At 70.0% G+C, this 16,208-nt stretch carries 13 protein-coding genes and 2 tRNA genes; 11 read left to right on the top strand and 4 right to left on the bottom strand.

Annotated elements, in window-relative coordinates; all coding sequences use genetic code 11:
- Position 1: 1 nt before the first annotated feature.
- The 4 genes from yidC to rpmH are packed head-to-tail and all read right to left on the bottom strand — an operon-like array spanning position 2 to position 1,954.
- Complete coding sequence (gene yidC, locus QSK30_RS04975; protein WP_285499935.1) at positions 2 to 1,063, bottom strand: membrane protein insertase YidC; 1,062 nt, start codon at positions 1,061 to 1,063, stop codon at positions 2 to 4.
- A gap of 4 nt (positions 1,064 to 1,067) precedes the next feature.
- Positions 1,068 to 1,391 carry a membrane protein insertion efficiency factor YidD gene (yidD, locus tag QSK30_RS04970; RefSeq protein WP_285499933.1) on the bottom strand — a complete coding sequence of 108 codons (324 nt, stop codon included), beginning with the start codon at positions 1,389 to 1,391 and terminating at the stop codon, positions 1,068 to 1,070.
- Positions 1,388 to 1,801, bottom strand: a complete 414-nt coding sequence (gene rnpA / locus QSK30_RS04965) for a ribonuclease P protein component (RefSeq protein WP_285499931.1) — start codon at positions 1,799 to 1,801, stop codon at positions 1,388 to 1,390. Before rnpA ends, yidD begins: the two co-directional genes overlap by 4 nt.
- A 15-nt stretch (positions 1,802 to 1,816) precedes the next feature.
- Positions 1,817 to 1,954, bottom strand: coding sequence for a 50S ribosomal protein L34 (gene rpmH, locus QSK30_RS04960; RefSeq protein ID WP_285499930.1), 138 nt, complete (start codon positions 1,952 to 1,954; stop codon positions 1,817 to 1,819).
- 462 nt (positions 1,955 to 2,416) lie between these two features.
- Here rpmH and dnaA point away from each other — a divergent pair, with 462 nt between their 5' ends.
- The 11 genes from dnaA to QSK30_RS04905 all read left to right on the top strand — a co-directional run bounded on the left by dnaA (position 2,417) and on the right by QSK30_RS04905 (position 15,905).
- The gene (dnaA, locus tag QSK30_RS04955; RefSeq protein WP_285499928.1) at positions 2,417 to 3,988 is read left to right on the top strand and encodes a chromosomal replication initiator protein DnaA; all 1,572 of its coding nucleotides are present in this window, start codon (positions 2,417 to 2,419) and stop codon (positions 3,986 to 3,988) included.
- Between the two features lie 1,153 nt (positions 3,989 to 5,141).
- Positions 5,142 to 6,272, top strand: a complete 1,131-nt coding sequence (gene dnaN / locus QSK30_RS04950) for a DNA polymerase III subunit beta (RefSeq protein WP_285499926.1) — start codon at positions 5,142 to 5,144, stop codon at positions 6,270 to 6,272.
- A gap of 37 nt (positions 6,273 to 6,309) precedes the next feature.
- Positions 6,310 to 7,224: a phosphogluconate dehydrogenase (NAD(+)-dependent, decarboxylating) gene (gene gnd / locus QSK30_RS04945; protein WP_285500394.1), complete on the top strand. Its 915-nt coding sequence runs from the start codon at positions 6,310 to 6,312 to the stop codon at positions 7,222 to 7,224.
- Complete coding sequence (gene recF / locus QSK30_RS04940; protein ID WP_285499925.1) at positions 7,224 to 8,381, top strand: DNA replication/repair protein RecF; 1,158 nt, start codon at positions 7,224 to 7,226, stop codon at positions 8,379 to 8,381. The genes gnd and recF overlap by 1 nt, the downstream gene beginning before the upstream one ends.
- A 292-nt stretch (positions 8,382 to 8,673) precedes the next feature.
- Complete coding sequence (locus tag QSK30_RS04935; RefSeq protein ID WP_502871791.1) at positions 8,674 to 9,141, top strand: DciA family protein; 468 nt, start codon at positions 8,674 to 8,676, stop codon at positions 9,139 to 9,141.
- Between the two features lie 205 nt (positions 9,142 to 9,346).
- Entirely contained in the window at positions 9,347 to 11,323 is a 1,977-nt protein-coding gene (gyrB, locus tag QSK30_RS04930; RefSeq protein ID WP_285499924.1) for a DNA topoisomerase (ATP-hydrolyzing) subunit B, read from the top strand.
- Between the two features lie 54 nt (positions 11,324 to 11,377).
- Positions 11,378 to 13,960 carry a DNA gyrase subunit A gene (gene gyrA, locus QSK30_RS04925; RefSeq protein WP_285499923.1) on the top strand — a complete coding sequence of 861 codons (2,583 nt, stop codon included), beginning with the start codon at positions 11,378 to 11,380 and terminating at the stop codon, positions 13,958 to 13,960.
- A gap of 27 nt (positions 13,961 to 13,987) precedes the next feature.
- On the top strand, positions 13,988 to 14,815 hold the full coding sequence (locus QSK30_RS04920; protein WP_285499922.1) for a DUF3566 domain-containing protein: 828 nt from the start codon (positions 13,988 to 13,990) through the stop codon (positions 14,813 to 14,815).
- Between the two features lie 58 nt (positions 14,816 to 14,873).
- Positions 14,874 to 14,947, top strand: a tRNA-Ile gene (locus QSK30_RS04915).
- 705 nt (positions 14,948 to 15,652) lie between these two features.
- Positions 15,653 to 15,793 carry a DLW-39 family protein gene (locus QSK30_RS04910; RefSeq protein ID WP_285499921.1) on the top strand — a complete coding sequence of 47 codons (141 nt, stop codon included), beginning with the start codon at positions 15,653 to 15,655 and terminating at the stop codon, positions 15,791 to 15,793.
- Between the two features lie 39 nt (positions 15,794 to 15,832).
- Positions 15,833 to 15,905 (top strand) — tRNA-Ala (locus tag QSK30_RS04905).
- The last annotated feature ends 303 nt before the right edge of the window (positions 15,906 to 16,208 follow it).

The raw sequence follows: 16,208 nt of genomic DNA, 5'->3' as shown, positions 1-16,208 counted from the left end.
CTCAGCGGTTCTTGCGACCTGACTTCTTGCTGCGGGATCGGCCTGCGATCAGGCCGGGAATCTCGGTGCCGCCGGTGCCGTTCGAGCCGGGCGCCTTCGCCGGGGGAGTCGCGGTCGTCGATGTCGACGGCGTCGTCGTGGCCGGCTCGGACGACGGGGCCGACTGCTCGGTGGCGACGTCGTCGTCCGCGGGCTTGACGGGGGCGGGGCGCTTCTTCGGCTGGGTCGGCTTCGCGCCCGGGCGGGGGGCGTTGGCGGCGCGCTTCTCGATCACGGCGGTCTTCTTCGCGGCTTCCTCAGCGTCGATGCGCTTGTAGACGAAGCGCTGCTGCCAGAGGGTCCAGCCGTTGTTGCTCAGCCAGTACATGATCAGGCCGATGGGGAAGAAGAAGCCACCGAGGAGCACACCCAGCGGGAAGACGTAGAGCGTCAGCTTGTTCATCAGGCCGGTCTGCGCGGTGGCCGCGGCCGGGTTCTGCCGGGCGACCGAGTGCCGGGCGGTGAGGTGGGTCAGCGCGCTCGCGAGCAGCATCAGCGGGATGGCCACCAGGATGACCGAGCTGCGCTGCACGCCGAACTCCGCCAGCGCCTGCTGCGGCTGGGTGATCCAGTTGCTGAGCCGGGCGCCGAACAGGTTGGCGTCGACGTAGGAGGTGACACCGCGCTCGTCGAAGAAGTAGTTCTCGGTCTTACCCGGCTTGAACTCGCGCAGCACGTGGAACAGGCCGATGAAGACCGGGATCTGCAGCAGCATCGGCAGGCAGCCGCCGAGCGGGCTCACGCCGTGCTCGGACTGCAGCTTCTGCATCTCCTGGGCTTGCTTCTGCTTGTCGTTGGCGTACTTCTTCTGCAGCTTCTTGATCTCGGGCGCGAACTCCTGCATCTTCCGCATCGAGCGGACCTGCTTGACCATGGGCTTGAACATGATCGCGCGCAGGGTGAAGACCAGGAAGATGATGCTCAGCGCCCAGGCGATAGCGCTCGACTCGCCGAAGACGTGACCGAAGACCCAGTGCCAACACCACATGATGAAGGACACCGGGTAGTAGATGAAATCGAGCACGGAACTACTCCTCGGCAGCTGTCGGGTCAGCCGGGCTCTTCCCGGACGCTTTCTCGGTTTTCCTCGGCGGCACGGGGTCGAGACCGCCGGGGTGCCAGGGGCCGCACCGGAGCAGGCGGCGGACAGCGAGCCAGGAGCCGCGGGCGGCACCGTGCACGGTCAGTGCCTCGGCCGCGTACGCGCTACAACTGGGGTAGAACCGGCACGCGGGCGGCAACAGCGGGGATACCCACCGCCGGTAGCCGCGGACCGGCAGGAGCAGCAACCGCGCCAGCGGACCCGGGCGCGTGGCAGCCGCACGGTCGTCCACCGCGGATGCTCCACTCACGCCCCACCGCCATCGTCGGCACCGTTGTCCCGGACCAGGTGCAGCCTGCGGATCGCGGCCTCGAAGTCCTGGTCGAGCTCGGCGCTGGTCGCCGTCGCCGCTCGCGGCAATGCCCGAACGACCAACGTGCTGCCCGGCAGCAGAGTTCCGATCCGGTCCCGCGCGACGTGCCGCAGGCGCCGGGCGACGCGGTGCCGGACGACCGCGTTGCCCACTGCCTTACTCACGACGAAACCGACCCTCGGCGGCACGGGGGACCGTGTCACCGTCGAGTCGGCTTCGAGTGGTGCCGCCCGCACCCGGTCCGTCACGGCGTGCACCACGAGCCTCGGACGACCGGCGCGGCGACCGTTCTTGGTCACCATCCGGAAGTCCGCGCTGCTGGTCAGCCGGGCGGCCGCGGGTAGCACGGCGGCGGGCTGGGGTCAGGCCGACAGCTTGGCGCGGCCCTGGCGGCGGCGGGCGGCGAGGATGGCGCGCCCCGCACGGGTACGCATCCGCAGACGGAAGCCGTGGGTCTTGGCCCGACGACGGTTGTTCGGCTGGAAGGTGCGCTTGCTCACGACTGGTTCTCCCGGTACTCAGAAGGTCTTGCAGGTCTGCCCGCCCCCTGCCGGTACGCGACGAGGGTGAGTACGCGCGGCGACCACGGAGGGCACACAGAACTCACCCGCCGCAAGCGGGAGACCTTATGAGGGTACGCACCCGGGCCCCCGGGCATCAAACCGGGGGCCGCCTCACCTGCCCGAGGTGGCACCGCACCCCCTCTGACGGCCCTGTCTTGTGGCCCGGGGCCGCCGTTGTTACCGTGCGGACTCTCGGTTGGCCGCCCCGGGGAATGGGAGCCCTGCCGCGCCGACGTCGCCGAGCCACTGAGTACCTTGAACCCCCCGTCGGGTTTCTCTGCGGTTCGCCGTACCTTCGTGCACAGTTGTGGACAACCCTGTGGATGCCCGTTTGACGGCGCCCACGCACCGGGACGAGCCTTACCGCCGAATGCCGACGAGGGGAGGGGAGCGGCGCAGATGTCGGAGCACCAGATGAACCTCGGTGTGGTCTGGGACCAGGTCGTGCGCGAGCTGTCCGCCGGGACCCTGTCTCCGTCCCAGCGCGCCTGGATGCGGATGACCAGGCCGATCGGCCTGCTGGACGGCACCGCGCTGCTGTCCGCGCCGAGCGACTTCGCCAAGGAGGCGATCGAGCGCGCGCTGCGCGAGCCGATCACCGCGGCCCTCTCCCGCAGGCTCGGCCGGGTCGTCTCGCTGGCGGTCAAGGTCGACGCCACCCCGGCGATCGCCCCCAAGCCCGTGCCGGTCGTGGTCTCGGGCGAGGTCGACGGCGACACCGTGACCATCCCGGCGGCCGAGGTCCAGGCCGCGGCCAACCAGGTGGTGCTGGCCGACGCCGGGCTCAAGTACGCCTCGGACACCGACGACGACGCCGAGGAGGTGGACGAGGAGGGCGACGCGCTCGCCGCCGTCCACGAGATCTGGCCCCGGTTCTCCGGTCAGCAGACGACCAGCGGACAGCCGTTCACCGCGCCCGCCCAGCCGCAGACCTCCAAGACCCGGCTGAACGAGAAGTACACGTTCGACACCTTCGTCATCGGCGCATCGAACCGGTTCGCCCACGCCGCCTCGGTCGCGGTCGCCGAGGCGCCCGCCCGGGCGTACAACCCGCTGTTCATCTGGGGCGAGTCCGGCCTGGGCAAGACCCACCTCCTGCACGCGGTCGGCCACTACGCGCAGCGCCTGTTCCCCGGGATGCGCGTGCGGTACGTCTCGACCGAGGAGTTCACCAACGACTTCATCAACTCGCTGCGCGACGACCGGAAGGTGGCGTTCCAGCGCCGCTACCGCGACATCGACGTGCTGCTGGTGGACGACATCCAGTTCCTCGAGGGCAAGGAAGGCACCCAGGAGGAGTTCTTCCACACCTTCAACACGCTGCACAACGCGAACAAGCAGATCGTCGTGTCCTCCGACCGCCCGCCGAAGCGGCTGGAGACCCTGGAGGACCGGCTGCGCACCCGGTTCGAGTGGGGCCTGATCACCGACATCCAGCCGCCCGAGCTGGAGACCCGCATCGCCATCCTGCGCAAGAAGGCCGCGCAAGACCGCCTGGCCGCGCCCGCTGAGGTGCTGGAGTTCATCGCAGCCCGGGTGGAGCGCAACATCCGCGAGCTCGAGGGCGCCCTCATCCGAGTCACCGCGTTCGCGTCCCTGAACCGCCAGCCGGTCGACGTCAGCCTCGCCGAGATCGTCCTGCGCGACCTGATCCCGGACTCGCAGGCGCCCGAGATCAGCGCCCCGACCATCATGGCCGTCACCGCCGAGTACTTCGGCGTCTCCATCGACGACCTGTGCGGACCAGGCAAGACGAAAGCGCTTGCGCAGGCCAGGCAGATCTCCATGTACCTGTGCCGCGAGCTCACCGACCTCTCCCTGCCCAAGATCGGCCAGACGTTCGGCGGCCGCGACCACACCACGGTCATGCACGCGGACAAGAAGATCCGCAAGGAGATGGCCGAGCGCAGGCGCATCTACGACCAGGTGCAGGAGCTGACGTCCCGGATCAAGCAGCGCGCCCGGGCCTGATCCACACCTTCTTCTTTTAGATCACCCTCCCGGCCGCGGTTCAGCGGTCTCCGTGCCGCGCCGCCGCGCGCCCACCCCGGGCATCGTGGTGGCGCTGTGCTGTCCCGGTCGCCCTAGGGCCGCACTAGCGCCCGAGCCCGTGCGCGGGTCAGGTAGCCACCGCGGCTGACCCGAGGGTCCGTTGGCCGGTTGCGTCGACGGGGTCCGGCGAGCGCGCGGCGGCGCGCGTCCCGGCAGGTGTCCGTCCCTCAGCCGGATCGGGCACTTGCGGGTTCTTATTGCCGAGGTGGACGACCGTCCCCACTGTCAGAAATCTCGCCGGTCGGGCGCGATCCGAGGTCCCCGCGCACCGGCGGCCGCCCTGACGCCGCCCGCCGCCGACTGCCACACTTCTGGACGATCTTCGACGGCGGTTCAGCCCGCCACGTCCGGGTATGCCGCCGCCTCCCCGCGCGGTCCGCGCGCAGGTTTATTGCCGCAGTGGACCGGCCCGCACACTCCCAGAAAACTCCCGGATCGCCGGATCGCGCCGATGTCGCGGCCCACCTACGGCCCCGACCCGGGTCGCGACCCACCCCGATCTGCCCGCCGAACGCCGCCGCGCGGATATTTCTGGGGGTGGGGACGGGCTGACCACACCCCCAGAAACCTTCGGATCCGGGCGAATTCGCGTGGTCTGCGTCACCGGTACGGGGGACTTGGCCTGTGGACAACCCTGTGGGCGGCGGACCGCCAGCCTGGGGGCTACTCGACCCACATCTGGGGACGGAACTGTGGACAACTCGGGCCGTCTGTGGACGCGGACGGGTGCGGCAAAAACCATCCACCGGTCGGCCGATCTGTCCACCGGTTGGACCACCGGGTTCTCCACAGCCCGGCGAGCCCCCTGACCTGCGTGGTTGGCGGTTGTCCACACAATCCCCAACCCTTACTACTACTGCTGTTTTTTCTCTCTTCCAGAAGAACAAAAAAGAAAAAGCAGGGGGCGGCGGAAGTTGGGGACACCTCGCTCCAGGCCCCGCCCCGGCCCGGCCGCCCCGGATGACGGGGAGCCGGATCACGCTCTACGGTTGGGCCCTACAGCGTGGACAGCTCGACGGACTCGCCCCGCACGGTCGGTGGGGGCAGCCGGTCGAGCCTGGAAAGGACTCCCATGAAGATCCGCGTCGAGCGCGACGGCCTCGCCGACGCCGTCGCCTGGGTCGCCCGCAGCCTCCCGTCCCGGCCACCGGTTCCCGTCCTCGGCGGGGTCCTGCTGGACGCCGGGTCCGCTGACGGCGCCGACAGCCTGACCGTCTCCGGGTTCGACTACGAGGTCTCGGCCACGGTCGGCGTCCCGGCGACGGTGGCCGACGGCGGCCGCACCCTGGTCTCCGGGCGGCTGCTGGCCGACATCACCAAGTCGCTGCCCGCCCAGCCGGTGGAGATCTCGGTCGACGGCTCCCGGGTCGCGATCACCTGTGGCAGCGCCAAGTTCAGCCTGCCGACGATGCCGGTGGAGGACTACCCGGCGCTGCCGTCGATGCCCCAGCACGCGGGCGAGCTGCAGGGCGAGGTCTTCGGCCAGGCCGTCAGCCAGGTCGCCGTGGCCGCGGGCAAGGACGACACGCTGCCGATGCTGACCGGGGTGCGGGTCGAGATCGCGGGCGAGAAGCTCACGCTGGTCGCCACCGACCGCTTCCGGCTGGCCATGCGCGAGTTCGAGTGGAAGCCCTCCGGCGACGTGGACGACGCCGCGGTGCTGGTCCCCGCGCGCACGCTCGCCGAGGCGGCCAAGGCCCTGGGCAGTTCCGGGCGCACGGTCGAGCTCGCGCTCTCGCCCGGTGACGGGCTGCTCGGCCTGTCCGGTTCGGGCCGGCGCACCACCAGCAGGCTCCTCGACGCCGAGTTCCCGCGCTACCGCCAGCTGCTCCCCTCGGAGCAGACGTCGAACGCGGTGATCGGTGTCGCCCCGCTGGTCGAGGCGATCAAGCGCGTGTCCCTGGTGGCCGAGCGCGGCACCCAGGTCCGGCTGGAGTTCGCCGACAACTCGCTGCGCCTGTCGGCCGGTGGTGACGACGAGGGCAGCGCCGAGGAGGAGCTGCCGGTCGAGTTCACCGGCGACCCGGTCACGATCGCGTTCAACCCGGGCTACCTGCAGGACGGTCTCGCCGCGCTGCACAAGGACCGCGCGGAATTGTCGTTCACCACGCCGAACCGACCCGCGCTGATCAAGCCGGTGGGCGAGGATGGTGTCATCCCGGGCTACCTCTACCTGCTGATGCCGGTCCGCCTGCCGGGCTGACCGGGCCGGGGCACCGGACCAAGTGACGGAGGAATCGATCGTGCAGCTGGGACTCGTCGGCCTGGGCAAGATGGGCTTCAACATGCGCGAGCGCGTGCGCGCCGCGGGCCATGAGGTGGTCGGTTACGACCGCAACCCCGACATCAGCGACAGCTCGTCGCTGACGGACCTGGTCGACAAGCTGCAGGCGCCGCGCGTCGTGTGGGTGATGGTGCCCTCGGGCGAGCCGACCCGGCAGACCGTGGCCGAGCTGGGCGAGCTGCTCGCCGAGGGCGACGTGGTCATCGACGGCGGCAACTCCCGCTACACCGACGACAAGGTCAACGCGGAACTGTTGGCGGGCAAGGGGATCGGCTACCTCGACTGCGGGGTCTCCGGTGGCGTGTGGGGCAAGGAGAACGGCTACGGCCTGATGGTCGGCGGCGACGCCGAGCTGGTCGAGCGCGCGCAGCCGATCTTCGACGCGCTGCGCCCCGAGGGTCCGCGCGAAGAGGGTTTCGCGCACGCGGGCAAGGTCGGCGCGGGTCACTTCGCGAAGATGGTGCACAACGGCATCGAGTACGGCCTGATGCAGGCCTACGCCGAGGGCTACGAGCTGCTCGTCGCCGCGGACGAGGTCACCGACGTGCCCGCGGTGCTCAAGGCGTGGACCCGCGGCACGGTCGTCCGGTCCTGGCTGCTGGACCTGCTGGTCAAGGCGCTCGACGAGGACCCGGGGCTGGCCCAGCTCACCGGGTACGTCGAGGACTCCGGCGAGGGTCGGTGGACCGTCGAGGAGGCGATCAACCACTCGGTGCCGCTGCCGGTGATCTCGGCCGCGCTGTTCGCCCGGTTCGCCTCGCGGCAGGACGACTCGCCCGCGATGAAGGCGGTCTCGGCGCTGCGCAACCAGTTCGGCGGGCACGCGGTGCACAAGGCAGGCCCGACCTCCGGGTCCGGCGACGTGAGCTAGTGCACGTCCGGCACCTGCAGGTCGCCGACTTCCGCTCCTGGGAGCAGGCCGACCTCGAGTTGGAGCCCGGCGCGTCGGTGCTGGTCGGCGCGAATGGGCAGGGCAAGACCAACCTGGTCGAGGCGATCGGGTACGTGGCGACCCTCGGGTCGCACCGGGTCGCCGCCGACCTGCCGTTGGTCCGGCAGGGTTGCGCGCGCGCGATCATCCGGACTGCCGTGGTCAACGACGGGCGCGAGCTGACCGTCGAACTGGAGATCACGCCGGGCAAGGCGAACCGGGCACGGATCAACCGGGGACCGGTGCCGCGCCCGCGGGATGTCTTGGGGATCTTGCGCACGGTGTTGTTCGCGCCGGAGGACTTGTCGTTGGTGCGGGGGGATCCGGGCGAGCGCCGCCGGTTCCTCGACGACCTCTTAGTACTGCGCGCGCCGCGGTACGCGGGAGTGCGCGCCGACTACGACCGGGTCTTACGACAACGCAACGCACTGCTCAAGAGCTCGGCGGCGAACCGTCGCGCGCGCCGAACCGACCCGGACGCGCTCGCCACGCTCGACGTCTGGGACAACCACTTGGCCGCGCACGGCGCCCAGCTGCTCGCGGCCCGACTCGACCTGGTGGCCGATCTCGCGCCGAGGGTCGCCGACGCTTATGCCGGGGTGGCACCCGAGTCCCGCCCGGCGCGGGTGGCGTACCGGTCGAAGATCGAGGACACACTGCCCGAGGGATACGGGAAGCATGGTGGCGAGCGGGCCGACGTCGAGGTGGTCGCCGACGCGCTGCTGGCCCGGATGGCGGTGCGCCGCGATCTCGAGCTCGAGCGCGGGGTGAGCCTGGTCGGGCCGCAGCGCGACGAGCTCGACCTGGTGCTCGGCGACGCCCCGGCGAAGGGCTACGCCAGCCACGGCGAGTCGTGGTCGTTCGCGCTGGCGCTGCGGCTGGCGTCCTACGAGCTGCTCAAGGACGAGGGCAGCGAACCGGTGCTGGTGCTCGACGACGTGTTCGCCGAGCTCGACCGGCGCAGGCGGCAGCGACTCGCCGAAGTGGCCGTCGGGGCCGAACAGGTCCTCGTCACGGCCGCGGTGGAGGAAGATGTGCCCACCGAGTTGGCGGGTGCCCGCTACGCGGTGGCCGACGGGGAGGTGCGACGTGTCTGACGACCTGTTCGGGGGTGCGCTCGACCCCGTGGGACCGGCGGTCGGTCGACGACAGCGCGTGACCAAGCGGGCGGTGACCGCACCCACATCTGGGGACAACCCTGTGGATAGTGTGGATAACACCGTCACTGTGCGGCCATCTGGGGGACCCGGAGCCCGGGTTGACGGCGATCGATCCACACCCAAGAGTGGAAAACTCGGCGATTCATCCACAGGGGCGACGCAGGGTGACACACCGGGTGACCGGTCGGCGGCGGCCGAGCTGCGGGGTTCAGATCTTGCCAGAGCCGCGTTGGCGGCCGCCCGCCAGGTCGCCCAGACCAACCGGAAGAACCGCGTTGTTCCACGTGGAACAGCCACCGGCAACCGGCGTCGGCGCCGGTGGTCCGGATCCGGCGCCGACGACCGCGACCCGCAGCCGCTGGGCCGGATCGCCTCCCGGGTCGCCGTGGACCGCGGCTGGCAGCAGCAGCTCTCCGGTGGTCAGGTCTTCGGCAAGTGGGCCGCCCTGGTCGGGTCCGACGTGGCCGAGCACGCCAAGCCGATCGCGATCAAGGACGGCGAGCTGACCGTGCAGGCCGACTCCACCGCCTGGGCCACCCAGTTGCGGCTGCTGCAACGGCAGCTGCTGGTGCAGATCGCCGCCGGGGTCGGGCCGAACGTGGTCAAGCGGCTGAAGGTCCAGGGCCCGTCGGCGCCCAGTTGGCGCTACGGCCCGCGGCACGTTCCCGGTCGCGGACCACGGGACACCTACGGCTGAACCTCGCGGGTCGAGAACCTCGCGCTGGCGTCCTGACCCGTTGCCATCCGCGTGCGCGGCTCTGCGAGCGAACCAGGGGTGTCCTTGACCCGGTTCTGGGCGACCGCACCAGTAGTATGTGTGCAGGGGTGTGCGCGGACCGGTTGAGTGGCCGGACCCGCACCGCCGTAGCAGTCGTTCCGACGCACGAGGAGACACCGGGCACGTGGCAGCTGACAAGCAGGAGAACTCGTACGGCGCCAATTCCATCGGGGTGCTCAAGGGCCTCGAGGCGGTCCGGCTGCGCCCGGGGATGTACATCGGCTCCACCGGCGAACGCGGCCTGCACCACCTGATCTGGGAGGTCGTGGACAACTCGGTCGACGAGGCCATGGCGGGCCACGCGACCAGGGTCGAGGTCACCCTGCTCGGCAACGGCGGCGTCCGGGTCGACGACGACGGCCGCGGCATCCCGGTCGACCTGCACGAGGAGGAGAACCGCTCCGCGCTCGAGGTCGTGATGACCGTCCTGCACGCGGGCGGCAAGTTCGACAGCGACAGCTACGCGGTGTCCGGCGGTCTGCACGGTGTCGGCATCTCCGTGGTCAACGCGCTGTCCACCACCCTCGACGTCGAGGTCAAGCGGGACGGGTTCACCTGGAACCAGCGCTACCAGGACTCCAAACCGGTCGCCCCGGTCAAGCAGGGTGAGCCCACCCGCGAGACCGGCACGTCGATCACCTTCTGGGCCGACCCCACCATCTTCGAGACCACCGAGTACAACGCCGAGACGGTCGCCCGCCGCCTGCAGGAGATGGCCTTCCTCAACAAGGGCCTCACGATCGTGCTGCGCGACGAGCGCGTCTCCGAGGCCGACACCGAGGAGGACGCCGCCGGGCAGGTCGCGCGGGTCAAGGAGCGCGTCTACCACTACCCGGGCGGGCTCGAGGACTTCGTCAAGCACATCAACCACTCGCGCGAGTCGCTGCACCGCAACGTGATCGCCTTCGAGGCCAAGGGCAAGGGCATCGAGGTCGAGGTCGCGATGCAGTGGAACACCGGCTACAGCGAGTCGGTCTACACCTTCGCCAACACGATCAACACCCCCGAGGGCGGCACGCACGAGGAAGGCTTCCGCGCGGCGCTCACCCGCGTGGTCAACGTCTACGCGCGCGAGAAGAAGCTGCTCAAGGAGAAGGACGCCAACCTCAGCGGCGACGACGTGCGCGAGGGCCTGGCCGCGATCGTCTCGATCAAGCTGGCGGAGCCGCAGTTCGAGGGCCAGACCAAGCAGAAGCTGGGCAACACCGAGGCCAAGACCTTCGTGCAGCAGACCTCCAACGAGTGGCTCGCCGACTGGTTCGAGCGCAACCCGACCGAGGCCAAGACGATCGTCACGAAGGCGGTCGGCTCGGCGCAGGCGCGGATGGCCGCGCGCAAGGCCCGCGAGCTGGTGCGCCGCAAGGGCGCGCTGGACATCGGCGGCCTGCCGGGCAAGCTCAAGGACTGCCGCTCGACGAACCCGGAGGAGTGCGAGCTCTACATCGTCGAGGGCGACTCGGCGGGCGGCTCGGCCAAGGAGGGCCGCGACTCGCTGTTCCAGGCGATCCTGCCGATCCGCGGCAAGATCATCAACGTGGAGAAGGCCCGGATCGACCGGGTGCTGAAGAACACCGAGGTGCAGAGCCTGATCACCGCGCTGGGCACCGGGATCCAGGAGGACTTCGAGGTCGGCAAGCTGCGCTACCACAAGATCGTGCTGATGGCCGACGCCGACGTCGACGGCCAGCACATCCGCACCCTGCTGCTGACCCTGCTGTTCCGGTTCATGCGCGGGCTGATCGAGCACGGCCACGTGTACCTCGCCTGCCCGCCGCTCTACAAGATCAAGTGGCAGCGGGTGGAACCGGAGTTCGCCTACTCCGACCGCGAGCGCGACGGCCTGATGCAGGCCGGGCTCGCGGCGGGCAAGAAGATCAACAAGGATGACGGCATCCAGCGCTACAAGGGCCTCGGCGAGATGAACGCCGAGGAGCTGTGGGAGACCACCATGGACCCGGCCCACCGGTTGCTGATGAAGGTGACCCTCGACGACGCCGCCGCCGCGGACGAGCTGTTCAGCGTCCTGATGGGCGAGGACGTCGAGGCCCGCCGCTCCTTCATCACCCGCAACGCCAAGGACGTGCGGTTCCTGGACGTCTAGTCCGGACCGCGCGCACCCCGTCTTGCGTAGAACCAGTCAAACGGAAGAAGCATCGTGACCGAGACGACCCTGCCCCCGGAGGGCAACCGCGTAGAGCTGGTCGACATCCAGCACGAGATGCAGCGCTCCTACATCGACTACGCGATGAGCGTGATCGTCAGCCGCGCGCTCCCCGACGTGCGCGACGGCCTCAAGCCGGTGCACCGCCGGGTGCTGTACTCGATGTTCGACACCGGCCTGCGCCCGGACCGCAGCTACGTCAAGTGCTCGCGCGTCGTCGGCGACGTGATGGGCAACTACCACCCGCACGGCGACACCTCGATCTACGACACCCTGGTGCGCCTGGCCCAGCCGTGGTCGATGCGGTACCCGCTGGTCGACGGCCAGGGCAACTTCGGTTCCCCGGGCAACGACCCGGCCGCCGCGATGCGCTACACCGAGGCCCGGCTGATGCCGCTGGCCATGGAGATGCTGCGGGACATCGGCGAGGACACCGTCGACTTCTCGCCGAACTACGACGGCAAGACCGAAGAGCCCAACGTCCTGCCCGCCCGAATCCCGAACCTGCTGGTCAACGGCGGCAGCGGCATCGCGGTCGGGATGGCCACCAACATCCCGCCGCACAACCTGCGCGAGGTGGCCGAGGGGGTCGTCTGGGCGCTGCGGAACCCGCAGGCCACCGACGACGAGCTGCTCGCCGCGCTGCTGCTGCGGATCAAGGGGCCGGACTTCCCGACCAGGGGCCTGATCCTGGGGTCCAGCGGCATCGAGGACGCCTACCGCACCGGTCGCGGTTCGGTGCGGATGCGCTCGGTCGTCGAGGTCGAGGAGGACGCCAAGGGGCGCACCATCCTCGTGGTCACCGAGCTGCCCTACCAGGTCAACCCGGACAACCTGATCGAGAACATGGCCCAGCTGGTGCGCGACGGGAAGCTCACCGGCATCTCCGAGATCGCCGACGAGTCCAACCAGCGCAGCGGCATGCGGATCGTGATCGGCCTCAAGCGCGACGCCGTGGCCAAGGTCGTGCTGAACAACCTCTACAAGCACACCCAGCTGCAGCACAACTTCGGCGTCAACATGCTGGCCCTGGTCGACCAGGTGCCGCGCACCCTGCGGCTCGACCAGATCATCCGGCACTACGTCAACCACCAGGTCGAGGTCATCGTCCGGCGCACCCGCTACCGGCTGCGCAAGGCCGAGGAGCGCGCGCACATCCTGCGCGGCTACGGCAAGGCGCTCGACATGCTCGACGAGGTCATCGCCCTGATCCGGCGCTCGCCGTCGGCCGACGAGGCCAAGTCCGGGCTGATGTCGCTGCTCGAGGTGGACGAGATCCAGGCCACCGCGATCCTCGAGCTGCAGCTGCGCCGCCTCGCCGCCCTCGAGCGGCAGCGGATCATCGACGAGCTCGGCGAGATCGAGCGCTACATCGCCGAGCTGCAGGCCATCCTGGCCAGCGACGAGCGCCAGCGCGAGATCATCCGCGACGAGCTGATGGAGATCGTCGACAAGCACGGCGACGACCGGCGCACCCGGATCATCCCGTTCGACGGCGAGGTCTCGGTCGAGGACCTGATCGCGGTCGAGGACGTGGTCGTCACGATCACCCGCACCGGCTACGCCAAGCGCACCAAGACCGACCTGTACCGCGCGCAGAAGCGCGGCGGCAAGGGCGTGCAGGGCGCGGCGCTCAAGCAGGACGACATCGTGGCGCACTTCTTCGTGTGCTCCACGCACGACTGGATCCTGTTCTTCACCAACAAGGGCCGGGTCTACCGGGCCAAGGCCTACGAGCTGCCCGAGGCCAACCGCGCCGCCCGCGGCCAGCACGTGGCCAACCTGCTCGCGTTCCAGCCGGACGAGCAGATCGCCCAGGTCATCCAGATCAAGGACTACTCGGTCGCGCCGTACCTGGTGCTGGCCACCCGGGACGGTCTGGTCAAGAAGTCCAAGCTCGCCGACTTCGACAGCAACCGCGCGGGTGGTCTGATCGGTATCAACCTGCGTGAGGACGACGAGCTCGTCGGTGCCGTGCTGTGCGCGGCCGAGGACGACCTGCTGCTGGTCTCCGCGGGCGGCCAGTCCATCCGCTTCCACGCCAGCGACGACGCGCTGCGACCGATGGGCCGGGCCACCTCCGGTGTCCTCGGCATGCGCTTCAACGCCGGTGACGAGCTGCTGGCGCTCGGCGTGGTCAAGGAGGGCACGTTCGTCCTGGTCGCCACCGACGGCGGGTACGCCAAGCGCACCCCGATCGAGGACTACTCGGTGCAGGGCCGCGGCGGCAAGGGCGTGCTCACGATCCAGTACGACAGCAGGCGTGGCAGGCTGGTGGGAGCGGTCATCGTGGAGCTCGAGGACGAGCTGTACGCGATCACCTCCTCCGGCGGGGTCATCCGGACCACCGCCAAGGAGGTCCGCAAGGCGGGACGGCAGACCAAGGGCGTGCGTTTGATGAACCTGGGTGAAGGGACGACCCTGGTGGCCATCGCGCGCAGCGCCGAGGGCCCCGCCGAGACCGAGGCAGTGGTCGACGCCGAGACCGATGCCGAGATCGAGACCGATGCCGGTACCGAGGTCGACGTCGAGGTCGAGGGTGACGCGACTGCCCCCGATGCCGAGCCGACAGACTAAGACCGAGGGACGTAGGGGAAACCGCTCGTGACACCACCCGAGAAGCCGGACACCACCGCACCGGAGCCAGCCGAGACCTCGGAGCGGACTTCGGTCATCGCCACGACGAACAAGAAGGCGCAGCCGGAGCAGGCGCCGGAGCAGCCGGAGCCCGCTGCTGCCGAGGAGAACGCGTCGACACCGCCGCCGTGGCAGCGGGGCACCCCGGACGAGCAGGCCGAGCCCGCCTTCCCGACCGAGGAGTCCGACCCGGACGTCACCCAGGCCCTGCCCACCCCGGGCAACGGCCACGTGCCCGTGTTCCCGCCGAGCGACGACGCGACCATCTCGGTCGAGCGCCCGGTGGTCACCGGCACGGCGGTTCCCCGCCTGTTCGCGGGCGCCGCCGAGGCACCGTCGGCCGCCGCGCCACCGCGCGCGGCGGTCAACCTCGACGGCGCGCGCGGCGCCGCGCAGGCCCCACCGAGCGCCCTGCGCAGGCCCGGCCGCGGCCCGCGGCGGGCCAACCTGCAGATCAAGCGCTTCGACCCGTGGTCGGTGCTCAAGCTGTCGCTGGTCCTTGGCGTCGCCCTGTTCTTCGTGTGGCTGGTCGCCGTCGGCGCTCTCTACGCGGTGCTCGACGGCATGGGCGTCTGGGACAAGGTCAACGGCATCTCCAGCGAACTCCTCAACGCCAACGAGGGCGGCAACGCCGGCCCGCTGATCAGCGCGGGCCGCGTGTTCGGCATCGCCGCCATCATCGGCGCGATCAACATCGTCCTGTTCAGCGCGCTGGCGACCGTGGGCGCCTTCGTCTACAACGTCTCCGCGGACCTCGCGGGCGGCCTGGAGGTCACCCTCGCCGAGCGCGAGTAAGGGGATACCGATTTGGGAGCGCGAGGAGGCCTACGGTAGTCTTCTCGCGTTCCCACAGGGGCCTATAGCTCAGGCGGTTAGAGCGCTTCGCTGATAACGAAGAGGTCGGAGGTTCAAGTCCTCCTAGGCCCACGGACTCGGACGACCCATGCCTGCGGATTGCGCAGGCCGGGTCGTCCTTTGTCATTTCTGGGGGCCGAGCCCCCAGACCCCCACGGTGCGATCGGTGACCGAACCAGCGTGGTCGGGTGGGGCTCGCTCACGGCTTCGCCGATCGCATTGGGTGGGGGGCTGGGACGGTTCGCTCGCGGCTTCGCCGATCGCATCGGAGCGCGGGCTGGGACTGTTCGCTCACGGCTTCGCCGATCGCATCGGGCGGGGAGTGGAGGGGGCCCGCTCGCGTTGGGTGGGGGCTGGGACGGTCGCTTTCGGCTTCGCTGAGCGCATCGGGGTGGGAGGCGGAGCGGCTCGCTCGCGGCTTCGCTGATTGCGTCGGGTGGGAGCTGGAGCGGGATGCCCACGGGCTTCGTTGATCGTGGTGGGTGGGGCCCCGGGGTGGCTGGCTCTTGGGTTTGCCGATCGCGTTGGGGTCGGAGTGGCTGGCTCGTGGGTTGCCGGGGGGCATCGGGTGGGCTTGGTGGGTGGGGCGTGGGAGGGGCTTGCTCGCTGGGGTGGGAGTGGGTGGCGGGGTGGTGGGTGGTGTGTTGCGTGGGGGTTGCGGTGGGGTTGTGGGTTGTCGGTGGGGGTGGGGGTGGGGTGTGGCAGACTGGGGGAACACGCTGGGCCGGGGGTGAATCGGCCGGTGGACTGTTCTTATGCCTTAAGGAGGCATTGGTCGTGAAGAAGCTCCTCGCGCTCGCCGCAGTTGCTGGTGGTGTCCTCCTGGTCGTCAAGCGCAAGAGCTCGGCCAAGGCTGAAGCCGCCCTGTGGCGCGAGGCCACCGCGCCCGCGGGCAACAACGGCGCGAAGAAGGCCTGACCCTGATCCACTCGACGCGGCAGTGCGCCGCGTCGATTGGGGGACGTAGCTCAATTGGCAGAGCACTGCCTTTGCAAGGCAGGGGTTAGGGGTTCGATTCCCCTCGTCTCCACGGCCTTGGCCGACCTGTGTTCGCGGAGTGCGCGAACCTGGTCGGCCGTTTCCATTTCTGGGGGCCGAGCCCCCAGACCCCCACGGTGCGATCGGTGACCGAACCAGCGTGGTCGGGTGGGGGCTCGCTCACGGCTTCGCCGATCGCATTGGGTGGGGGCTGGGACGGTTCGCTCACGGCTTCGCCGATCGCATCGGGGGCGCGGGCTGGATCGGTGTGCGGGGGTTGGGCCGGGTAGGGGCGGGGCGGCTTGCTCGTGGCTTTGGTGGATGCGTTGGGTGTGGCGGGGTGGGGGTGCGGGGG

It is taken from the genome of Actinokineospora sp. NBRC 105648 (assembly GCF_030269645.1).
Lineage (GTDB): Bacteria > Actinomycetota > Actinomycetes > Mycobacteriales > Pseudonocardiaceae > Actinokineospora.
This window is presented reverse-complemented; position numbering and strand designations above follow the sequence as displayed.